Origin of the sequence: Pedobacter sp. L105, assembly GCF_009765875.1 — a bacterium.
Lineage (GTDB): Bacteria > Bacteroidota > Bacteroidia > Sphingobacteriales > Sphingobacteriaceae > Pedobacter.
Map to the genome: position 1 here is coordinate 575,850 of NZ_LMUP01000009.1, position 8,169 is coordinate 584,018.

The following is an 8,169-nucleotide window of genomic DNA, read 5'->3' on the forward strand; positions in this document are numbered from 1 at the left end:
AAGCTATCGGCTGGCTAAAACGGATTTCCTGAATAACTTAGATAAGTTTGTTTACACGGAAAACCTGCAAACGATGAGATAATTAAGAAAGGTTGTTATCTAACTGATGAACAACCTTTCTTTTTTCTTCCGACCAGGCAAAAGTTAAATATTGAACTTAATTAGATCCGGGAAATCACCTCTTCAGCACTGGTCCAGTTAATACCCGGATAGCGGTCATTGTTAAGCGGTGCATTTTGTACACTGAACATGCTGTGCATATATTGACTTTGCTGCCAGCTGGTATAAAGCTCATTTTCCCCCTCGGGATGTGCAGCTCTTTCCCGTTTATTGTAAGCGCTGAAATCTGCCAGGCTTCCCATTGGTTTCAACATGAATTCGGTCTTTTTAACGTCTTTTGCATAAGCGGCCATTTCCAAGGGACTCAGTTGAAAACTGGCGATCCGCAGGATCCCTGGTGTTTCAGCATCCAGGGCTGCGGCAGCCGTAAATTCAGCGGCATTATCCTTTGTTGTAAAATCGACGTTCCAATTCGGATCGTCTCCCCAATAGGCCACAGTTTGCTTTTTTAAATTATAAAAAGGAGTATTGTAACTAAGAATATCAGCGAAAGCACCAATTAGAATTGAAGTTCCTTTGATCGCCGCTTTATCCAGATGGGTATGAAATTCGCGTCTCAGATCAAAATTACGATTTTCTCCTTCAGCTAGCCTGGTGAAATCCGAAGAGAAATCTGAGGGGATAAATCGCGGTACGCCAGCCGCTACCGCGGCTTCCAGCAACAAAACCTGTGTATCAATGATGACATCCCTCAAGCCGGCTAATGCCGATACCACACAAGATGCACCCTTGCAGGCATTGATAAGTTGTTCTTTATTGGAGTGATCGGCTTCTACTATGGTAACTCCTAAAGCTGCGATTTCAGTAATTTTGGCTTTATCGCTTTCAAACCTCACCAGTGCATGAACTTCTGCTCCTTTACTGATGAGAGATTTGACAATTCTTCCGCCAAGATCGCCTGTTGCACCTGCTACTAAAATGAAATTTTTCATATATTATTTATTTGATTCTTTTTCTGTGGTCTAATTATTACTATGTTGTTGATTAATCATTTATGTAATAGTCAAACAAACATAAAACATTAATGTTTTATGTACTGCGTTTATATTTTATTTATTTAATTTTAAACCATTAACTGACTATATGAATAAGACATTAGCTATTGTGCAGGAATGGGCTGGATTTGAGGAGCAGAACCCGGACGGATCTATCGAAGATTTTTGCAGGGAATATTTGAAAAAAAAGCAGGTGCCGGAAGTATCCGCTGAAGATTCGGGACGTGACCGGGATTATGCCTGCCGTTATGCGCTGAGCAAGGTGATCAACCGTTTATCCAGATTATGGATGTTCTTTACATTAAACGAGATGAAGCCAATGGGGCTTACCAGCTTTGACGAGTTTGTATTCCTTTTAACAGTAGAGAGGTCAGGGGCAATCAGAAAAAAAGATTTGATCTATATGCATTTTATTGAAATATCATCAGGTATTTTAGTAATTGACAGGCTGATCAAAAAAGGATTTCTGAATGAAAGGGTCGATGATCATGATAAAAGGTCTAAGCAGGTGATGATCACTGAAATAGGAAAAAAAGTATTAAAAAGCAGCCATGTGGCCCTTGACCAGGTTTATAAGGAACTGTATGGTGATATGTCTGAAAATAAGATTTTATTATGCCTGGAACACCTGAAGCCACTTCAGGACAACATTGCAAAAAAATGGAACGGATTAAAAAAATTCGAACCGATAGCCGAAGATGTTTAATAACATAACCGGTTTACCATAAATACCGGAGATGTTGTCCCCGGTATTTTGTCAATTGAAATTAAACTAATGTCTTACCATGGACTAATCCCTGTTTCTGGAGAATTGTCATCACTAAAGAATTGACCGGTAGGGCCATCGGCACCTAACAACGCTGCTTTTACCACCCTGGCAGCAGCGTCTGGTACGGTTCCCGGACCTCTGTGATGATTGAAATCTGTGGCTGTATAACCCGGGTCAACGGCATTTATCTTAAATGTGTCGCGCAGCTCATAAGCTAATACAATGGTATAAGCATTCAATGCAGCTTTTGACGCAACGTAAACAGCTGGTTTTATTGCATAATATTTCCATGATGGATCACTATGCAAGTTGAGTGAGCCCAGACCTGAAGTGACGTTAACGATCCTTGGTTCCGACGAAGCCTTTAGCAGGTCTATAAATGCCTGTGTCACTTCAATGACGCCAAAAAAATTGGTTTCAAAAACATGCTTGAACTCGTTAGTATCTGTCTCTAGTGCGGGCTGCGGAAAACTCCCTGCTATACCTGCATTGTTAATCAGAACATCCAGCTTTGTATTTTTTCGGCCAAAAGCTTCGCGGGCAGACCTTATCGACTCTATCTGATTGACATCAATTTCTATCGGCTCTACCTGAGTCAAACCTTCTGACTTAAGCTGATCTACTGCCTGCTGACCTTTTTCGAGATTTCTGCATCCCAGATATACATAATACCCTTGCTGTAATAATTGCCTGGCTGTTTCAAAGCCAATGCTTTTGTTTGCTCCTGTTATCAGTACTGTTTTCATATTTAATTGTTTAGTGGTACAAATCTACAGCCTGCTTCATCTTTGGACGTAACACATCCAATGGTATTAATGGTACATTTTACGGATTTCTGCCCGATACCCAGCAGGTGTTACACCAGTTTCCCGCTTAAAAAAGCGGTTAAAATAAGAAGCATCTGCGAAACCAAGGTCGAAGGCGATTTCTTTTAATGAATTATTGGTATGAAAGAGCAGCCTGCGGGCCTCCAGTCCTATACGCTCATGAATATGCTTAATAGCCGGCTTCCCGCTTTGTGTTTTTACCACTTCACTTAAATGCCCGGCAGAAATATTTAATAGGGCGGCATAGTCACCTACTTCACGCATTTCACGGAAGTACTCATTTATTTTTGCCTGAAAGTTTTTCAGCAATAGCTTTTCCAATGAAAGGCCGTTATCACTATACTGTTCCGTATACAGGCGGCTTAAATAAGTAAGCAGCACGGTTAAGTAAGCAGTTAGCATGCGCTGCTGCCATTCACTGGGGCTTCGATATTCATTATTTATTTTGGACAGCATATCCTCCACAAAATTAATATCTGCTTCTTTAAGTATCAATTCATGACCATCCCTCGGATTTTGAATTAACGGTAAATTGCTTAGTGCAGCATTTTCCTGAAATGACAGGAATTCCTTTGTAAATGCAATACCAGTACTCCATAATTTTTTAAATCCTTCCTTTACAATGATATGGTTTGGCCCCGTAAAATAAATAGCATTATTTTTAAGTATGTAGCGCGTCATATCTATCCATTGACGGCTGTCGGCCTGCCTGGTAAAAACAATCAGATAATGATCTTTTCTATGCGGCACAAGAAGATCAGCCTGGTTGGGTAAAGTGCCATCAAAATTATATAATCTAAAATATTTATTTCCAGCTATTTCATCCGGCTCTAAAGCATAAACAGGAACTTGCTGTTGATCATTAAGTACATGCATCATCTAAAAATAATTTTTTATCAAGATGCAAATAACAGGAATTCATATGAGCATATGATAATTATTTTTTTAGCTGCGTATCTATAACAAGGATACCGAATTCAGGGGCTAATTTTTTATAAAGCGATTCCGGTTCAACGGTCATCATTACCTCCAGGGTAGGGGAAACGAAGGCTTCCAATAAATGGCCGCCATGTACCGTACCATCTTCAGTACCGAAATTTGCATGGGCATGCACTACAGGGTTGCCGTTGTTTAAAGCGATATCACCAATTAATGACGTCACTTCAGAAAAATTATTGATCTGAAAAACTTTAAACATTTTACGCGATTTATCATACCAGCCATATTTAGCGGAGCTTGCATCACCTATGGCTGTAAAATGTGCACTTTTAACGCTGTACTTAACAGCAAATTCTTTTAAGCCCGACAAGACTTCATCTCCTGCAGCAAAGATGATAGCGTAGGTTTTAGTTGTGCCGTTATCACTGATCAGTTTGACCTGTACACCGGGAGATCTGCCGGTTAAAGGGGCCTTGGTTGGCGATGCATATTCCTGTTCCTGTGCACCGGACTTAAAGCTGATTGATAAAAGGCAGAATAGCACAAGTATGGTGGTTTTTTTTGTTGAAGATATGTTAATTGTCATAATATAGGTTGCTGAAGAAAAATTGATAAGAATCTCTCTTTTAAACAGACGGAAAGGATTTTGGTTTACCAGAAGAATGTCACTTATCTAAATTTAATAAAGATCAGATCTTGACCACCAATTGCCACCACGGGGTTTAACTTTTGACTGTTTCTTTCTTCAAGTAAGCCGAAGGGGTACTCCCTGTTATTTTTTTGAAATATTGATTAAAAGAAGCTTTATTTTTAAATCCGGAGTTATAGGCTACTGAAAGGATGCTCGAATTCTCATTATCATTTAATAGGCGGATCACTTCCTGGATCCTGTAGTTGTTGATATATTGATAAAAAGATCTTTGGGCAAAAACGTTTAGGGTTTCAGAAATATAATGTCTGCTAAAACCGGAAAGCGCAGCCAACTTTTCCAGACTCAAATCTTCCTCCCTATACATTTTTTTATCTTTTACCAATGATTCTATTACCCGATAGATTTCCTGATGCTGATCTGAATCAAGTAAAAGTTTTCTTTGAACCTGATTGGAGGTGTTACCTACTATGTTTTTTGAAAATAACCTTTCTGGTTCAGTCTCCTCTCGATGGCCGTTAGTTTCAAAAGATAAGTTCAGCCTATCTGTTTGCCAGTCGCCAGGCATAGCAACATATTTGAAACGGATCACCAGGATGGGCACTAATCCCAGCAACGTATATAAAATGCTCCTAACCAATAAATTGTATAGGGGGAAACTGCTCTTGGTAATCATCAACAGTATTTCTACCAGTCCTACCATGATCAATAACACACTGATGTACCTGATTAGCTGGCCTTCAACGTGTTCAACATGCTTAATCTTTCTGATAGTCAGTATACCAAAGACGAAATGCGTTCCTATAATAGGCAGAAAAACAATTGAGTTATAAATCTGAAGTACAAAATCTGCCCTGTCCGGATAAGTTAGAAAAGCAGTCACCACGCATCCATATAAGGTCATACTGATAATTAAAGGGATAAATAAGAACCAAAACCTGGCAGGAAGAAATTGTTCATTAGATTTTTTTATCGCATACAGATATAACAGCGGTCCGTAAGACAATTGAATGAAAGTATGCATCCTGAACAAGATTGCCGGATTTTCAACTTCTGTGAAAATATAGAACTTGGTGATCAAATGCCATCCGATACCAGCCAGTAAAATAACGAGCAGATAGTCTGATTTTTCTTTTTTGCTATTGAGAAAGAGCAATAATAAGGAAATGACGATCTGAAGTAAACCCGCGGAAATTATATATTTCATCAGTATTTTTTGTTTTCGTTGGTGATGAAGTTATTGTAAGCTGTAGGATCTTTGTAAAATTAACGGTGTGGTGTTAAGGGAATGTTCGCTGTATGTTAATAATATAATTTCACCTGAAATTGTCAATTTATATAAAATAATCAAAATGTTGTGATACAAGGTGTTAATGGTAAATCCTGATCGATGTTTACCTGGGATTGTATAGCTGGATACAGGCAGTCGCATACCAGATATCCTATACTGACATTTGTATTGCTGGAGTTGGGGAGCCCTTTCTGACGCCGTCATGCGAAATCAATTAATAGGAAAAAAATGAAAAAAAAATTAATCTATACCTGCTTAAGCATGGTAATTATTTTGTGCTGTCATCCAATGACAAAAGCACAGTCCAACAAAGTTCCTCAAAAAACGATCGTCATTATGATGGATGGATTTGGAGAGGACTATTATCGAAATAGTGACATGCCCAATTTGAACCAGATGGAAAAAGCGGGTATTTACAAGATTGTTCCATCACTCATGCCTGCGGTAACCAACGTGAATAACATAGCCATTGCCACAGGCGAATTACCGTTGAAAAATGGGATCACGGGAAATGTCTGGCTAAACCCCGCTACAGAAAAAGAGGAGTATATTGAAGAGCCTAAACTTATTCTTACGCCTACTATTTTTGAACGTGCAAAAAAAGCAGGGATAAAATCCGCATTGTTTTCCTGTAAGAAGAAAACGATAGACTTGATGGGGGGATCCGCTGATATCAAATTATGTCCTGAATGTGATGGTGCAGCAGATTCAGAATGGGCTAAACAATTTGGGGTTCCACCAGACGTGTACTCCAAAGAGATTTCTTACTGGATCTTTAAATCTGCTATTTACACCATCAAAAACAACCCGGAATTAGGGTTGATCTATATACACACTACAGATTATGCCATGCATACCTGGCCACCGGAAAGTCAGGATTCAAAAGATTTTCTGCACCATATTGACGAATATATTGGAGAACTAAGAAAAGTTGCCCCTGATGCAGCTATCCTGATTACGGCCGACCACGGATTGAATCACAAAGACCTATGCTGGGATCTGGAAAAAGCATGTGTAAAGCGCCATACGCCTATTAAGATTGCCATTTCTCCTGAAAAAGACCGATATTTCAAACACCATCGGGGCATGGGAGGTGCCGCATATGTGTATCTCCAAAATAAGGCAGACCTGCAAAAAGTCAGGAAAACAATCTTAGGTTTAAAAGGGGTAGAGGCTGTGTTAACTAGAGCCGAAGCGGTAAGCAAATTTGGGCTGATGCCAGACCGGATCGGGGATCTCATGATCCTTGGCGATAAGCTAACCGTTTTTGGCGCTCTGGAAAATAACGAATCAGAAAAGCTGGACGAGCACTATAGAAGTCATGGGTCACTTTATGAAGCCCACGTGCCCTTATTTATTTACAATGCCCACAATGCTCCTGGTCAGGATTATTTTAAGGCCAATTATCTCCTGGCTGCCTGGATGTACCGATAATAAATGAAGTCCATTCTTCAGACAATTGAAGAATGGACTCCGTTTATTCTGCTATATGCAGTTCGTTAACTTCATTACTGTTTTTTGGTAGTAATGTGAGGAAAATCCAGTCTGCTTAAAATTTATTTCGCTGGTGACGCCTTATTTCATTTGTTCTGAGATGGACTTCGTTATTTCGGATTTCACCTTGCCGGTATGTTCGGTTGTTCTACTCTCAATAAGCATAATTAAGCATTCTTCCTCAGCTGATATACGATGATTAACACCTTTTTTTACCACATGTAAATCACCTTCTTCCATATGAAAACCTGCCTGTCCCTCAATTTCCATCAGCAGGCTGCCTTCAACAATGTAAAATAGTTCATCTTCATTTTCGTGATTATGCCATGGTACTTTTTGTCCTTTAATTTTTGCAACTTTTACAAATTGATCATTCACCTCGTCGATCACCTTTGGAGAGAAATAATCTTGTACGTTTGAAAATTGTGATTTTAAGTTCATCGGATTAAAATAATTATTTGATTAATAAAAAATGTAGGTGATTGCGTAGTTCAAAAGTATGAAAAACTACACTCTATTATCCTAATAGGATATAAATAAATTCTATTTCCAGGCAATCGCATGAGGGTTTTCCAATCAACATGCTTAATCATTGATTGGTTTATGGAAAACTACATTGGCCATTGTAAATTGCAATCGTGATCTCTTTTCGCCGTCTGTTTAACCCCTCATAAACCTGCAACACATTAATTTATTGCTTCCGGCTATTTTTGTATATTCCGGCCCCTATGTTCCGGCCTGCTGACCCAGCTGTTGGCTGCAGATAATTACTGGTCAATCCATCGTCCATTACTTCTGTTAACCGCACTTTGCCACTATGTTTAACATTTACCTCTTTGATAGCTCTATTGGTATCAGGGAAAAATTTATCCTGTGCTTTTGGATAGTTGCCAAGATAATGGGCATTGTCGGTGATCACGCTGTTACGGAATGTGAAATGGGGCTGGCCATTTTCTGCCGGATAAACCATCACATAATAGCAGCTGGTAATGATGTTATGGTCAAATACAAATGCTGGAACTGAACCGGCAAAGCCGTACCAGATGGCCGTATTGTAAGCATCCTTGATAATGGAATAGGTCATT

At 39.3% G+C, this 8,169-nt stretch carries 9 protein-coding genes; 2 read left to right on the forward strand and 7 right to left on the reverse strand.

The window, feature by feature from the left end; all coding sequences use genetic code 11:
• Window positions 1-161: 161 nt before the first annotated feature.
• Entirely contained in the window at window positions 162-1,052 is an 891-nt protein-coding gene (locus GSQ84_RS20865; RefSeq protein WP_158799271.1) for an NmrA family NAD(P)-binding protein, read from the reverse strand.
• 151 nt (window positions 1,053-1,203) lie between these two features.
• On the opposite strand from GSQ84_RS20865, the gene GSQ84_RS20870 reads away from it, so the two are divergent.
• Window positions 1,204-1,821 (forward strand): MarR family winged helix-turn-helix transcriptional regulator, encoded by a 618-nt coding sequence (locus GSQ84_RS20870; RefSeq protein ID WP_158799272.1) that lies wholly within the window; start codon window positions 1,204-1,206, stop codon window positions 1,819-1,821.
• A gap of 74 nt (window positions 1,822-1,895) precedes the next feature.
• Here GSQ84_RS20870 and GSQ84_RS20875 read toward each other — a convergent pair whose 3' ends face one another.
• From GSQ84_RS20875 to GSQ84_RS20890, 4 genes are all read right to left on the reverse strand, one after another.
• Window positions 1,896-2,630: an SDR family oxidoreductase gene (locus GSQ84_RS20875; protein ID WP_158799273.1), complete on the reverse strand. Its 735-nt coding sequence runs from the start codon at window positions 2,628-2,630 to the stop codon at window positions 1,896-1,898.
• Between the two features lie 66 nt (window positions 2,631-2,696).
• Window positions 2,697-3,590 (reverse strand): helix-turn-helix transcriptional regulator, encoded by an 894-nt coding sequence (locus GSQ84_RS20880; RefSeq protein ID WP_254070940.1) that lies wholly within the window; start codon window positions 3,588-3,590, stop codon window positions 2,697-2,699.
• A gap of 58 nt (window positions 3,591-3,648) precedes the next feature.
• Window positions 3,649-4,236, reverse strand: coding sequence for a PPC domain-containing DNA-binding protein (locus GSQ84_RS20885; protein ID WP_158799274.1), 588 nt, complete (start codon window positions 4,234-4,236; stop codon window positions 3,649-3,651).
• 136 nt (window positions 4,237-4,372) lie between these two features.
• Window positions 4,373-5,506 (reverse strand): AraC family transcriptional regulator, encoded by a 1,134-nt coding sequence (locus GSQ84_RS20890; protein WP_158799275.1) that lies wholly within the window; start codon window positions 5,504-5,506, stop codon window positions 4,373-4,375.
• Between the two features lie 312 nt (window positions 5,507-5,818).
• Here GSQ84_RS20890 and GSQ84_RS20895 point away from each other — a divergent pair, with 312 nt between their 5' ends.
• Window positions 5,819-7,024, forward strand: a complete 1,206-nt coding sequence (locus GSQ84_RS20895) for an alkaline phosphatase family protein (protein ID WP_158799276.1) — start codon at window positions 5,819-5,821, stop codon at window positions 7,022-7,024.
• Between the two features lie 141 nt (window positions 7,025-7,165).
• Here GSQ84_RS20895 and GSQ84_RS20900 read toward each other — a convergent pair whose 3' ends face one another.
• Window positions 7,166-7,525 carry a cupin domain-containing protein gene (locus GSQ84_RS20900; RefSeq protein ID WP_158799277.1) on the reverse strand — a complete coding sequence of 120 codons (360 nt, stop codon included), beginning with the start codon at window positions 7,523-7,525 and terminating at the stop codon, window positions 7,166-7,168.
• Between the two features lie 250 nt (window positions 7,526-7,775).
• A partial coding sequence (locus tag GSQ84_RS20905; protein WP_158799278.1) for a hypothetical protein occupies window positions 7,776-8,169 on the reverse strand: 394 nt, incomplete at its 5' end.

Bases quoted from the DNA above. Each gene is read 5' to 3' on its own strand.
- GSQ84_RS20880 (WP_254070940.1), bottom strand. From the start codon at position 3,590: ATGATGCATGTACTTAATGATCAACAGCAAGTTCCTGTTTATGCTTTA.
- GSQ84_RS20895 (WP_158799276.1), top strand. From the start codon at position 5,819: ATGAAAAAAAAATTAATCTATACCTGCTTAAGCATGGTAATTATTTTG.
- GSQ84_RS20890 (WP_158799275.1), bottom strand. From the start codon at position 5,506: ATGAAATATATAATTTCCGCGGGTTTACTTCAGATCGTCATTTCCTTA.
- GSQ84_RS20900 (WP_158799277.1), bottom strand. From the start codon at position 7,525: ATGAACTTAAAATCACAATTTTCAAACGTACAAGATTATTTCTCTCCA.
- GSQ84_RS20875 (WP_158799273.1), bottom strand. From the start codon at position 2,630: ATGAAAACAGTACTGATAACAGGAGCAAACAAAAGCATTGGCTTTGAA.
- GSQ84_RS20865 (WP_158799271.1), bottom strand. From the start codon at position 1,052: ATGAAAAATTTCATTTTAGTAGCAGGTGCAACAGGCGATCTTGGCGGA.
- GSQ84_RS20885 (WP_158799274.1), bottom strand. From the start codon at position 4,236: ATGACAATTAACATATCTTCAACAAAAAAAACCACCATACTTGTGCTA.
- GSQ84_RS20870 (WP_158799272.1), top strand. From the start codon at position 1,204: ATGAATAAGACATTAGCTATTGTGCAGGAATGGGCTGGATTTGAGGAG.